Raw genomic sequence first — 1,500 nt, 5'->3', positions numbered from 1 at the left:
CAGCCGTACTTACGGGCGTGGATCATCCAGTCGATAACCGCCGCCCGGCCCTTGTCCTGGAACGAACGCGTGTTCAGCCATGTGCCCAGCTCGTCGAGGATAAGCACGCCGTTGCGGTCCTCGTTATAGGTGTCGGGGTTGCCGTGCCCCATGGCGTGCAGATCGTCGGCCGTGGGCTTGTCGGGGATGCGCACGTAGGTGCAGCGCTTGTAAGGGTGTAGCACTTCGGGCTTGATATCGACGTTGGACGCGACGCGGCGGCCGGTGAAGAGCGCGAGCTGGGCCTGATACACCGCGAACTTGGTTTTGCCCGTGCCGAGCTTGCCCTCGACAGAGTAGACCGGCATATCAACCCACCGCCATTTTGGTGAGGCTGGAGACGTATTTGACGCCAATGACGCACGTCCAATAGGTGCCCAGGCCGGCGACGACAGTGCCGCTGATCGGCGGGAACAACAGGCCGAGCAGCTGGCCGTAAGTGGACGAGAACAGGCCCGCCAACCAGGGCTCAATCAGCGTCATGAAGAACGCCACGCAGCTGATGTAGATGGTGGCCAGCGTGAGCACGGCCGCAAGGCGCGCGGCGATCTTGGCGCCGAACAGCGAGACCAGGAGAGCATAAATGCCCGTGCCGATGGAGCCGAGGAATGCAGCAAGTAATGGCATGGCTTACCCCTGAGAAAACGTGTTGCGCCAGAAGGTGCCGATGGCACCGAAGATGCCGCCCATGACCCATACGAAACCCATGATGTCGTGGAATATGGGCTGGAACTGGCAAACGTCGATTTGCTGCAGCCAGGGCTCAAACGCCGGGAGCGCGATGGGGGAGCAGCCAGATGGCAGCGTGAACGCCCAATTGATTTTGGGCAGCTCAGGCAATACCGATGACGGGGATTTGATGAAGTCGTCGAGTGGCCTTATCGCGGTCTTAGCGTCCTGCTCCGCCGTATCTTCTTTTTCCTTGGGAGTGCCAGCCTCATCGATTTTGCAGGCAGGCGTTCCAGGCAGGCCGCACACCTTAATCTCAGGCTGTTCCGACTCGGTTATTTTGTCACCCTCGTTTATGGTTTGATTGGTGACGTTATTGGTGATATTGGTGGTGTTGTTGACCACAGAGGTAGCGGTCATAACATTGTCCTTGTAGCTGAGCTTTTGCGAGGTGTCCGAAGTCGTCACCTTAGTGCCCGGCTCAGTCACGGACGTGCCAGGAGGGGCCACCGTGGTCGTACCAGGAATGAGCTTGACTTGCTCAGTCGTACTAGTCTTCTCTCCCGGGGCCGTTGCAGGCCCAGTTACCTTGACAGTGGGCTCAGCCGCGCCGAAGGGGTCAATGCCAGCCTTTACGATGCCCTGCTCGACAACCTGGGGCGTGAGCAACGGAGCATCGGGGGCATCCATATATGGCGCGATATCGTCAAGACTTGCAGGCAGTAACGTCGTGCCCGCCCCGGTATTCACCTTGACATGAATCTGAATAGTAATGTCCTGAATAAAAGCGCC

The 1,500-nt window shown here is 58.9% G+C and carries 3 protein-coding genes; all 3 read right to left on the bottom strand.

Features of this window, described 5'->3' with window-relative positions; translation table 11 throughout:
- The coding region (locus QZH66_RS15265; protein ID WP_305806761.1) for a zonular occludens toxin domain-containing protein at positions 1 to 347 on the bottom strand (347 nt) is incomplete at its 3' end.
- A gap of 1 nt (position 348) precedes the next feature.
- A complete protein-coding gene (locus QZH66_RS15260) occupies positions 349 to 666 on the bottom strand; it encodes a hypothetical protein (RefSeq protein ID WP_305806760.1) in 318 nt (105 codons plus the stop codon).
- A gap of 3 nt (positions 667 to 669) precedes the next feature.
- Positions 670 to 1,500, bottom strand: an 831-nt coding sequence (locus QZH66_RS15255; protein ID WP_305806759.1) for a hypothetical protein, incomplete at its 5' end; no start/stop codon positions are given.

Source organism: Stenotrophomonas sp. YIM B06876 (genome assembly GCF_030711595.1).
Classification (GTDB): Bacteria; Pseudomonadota; Gammaproteobacteria; order Xanthomonadales; family Xanthomonadaceae; genus Stenotrophomonas.
Note: the sequence above shows the minus strand (reverse complement) of the source record. Positions and strands in the feature narration are given on the sequence as shown.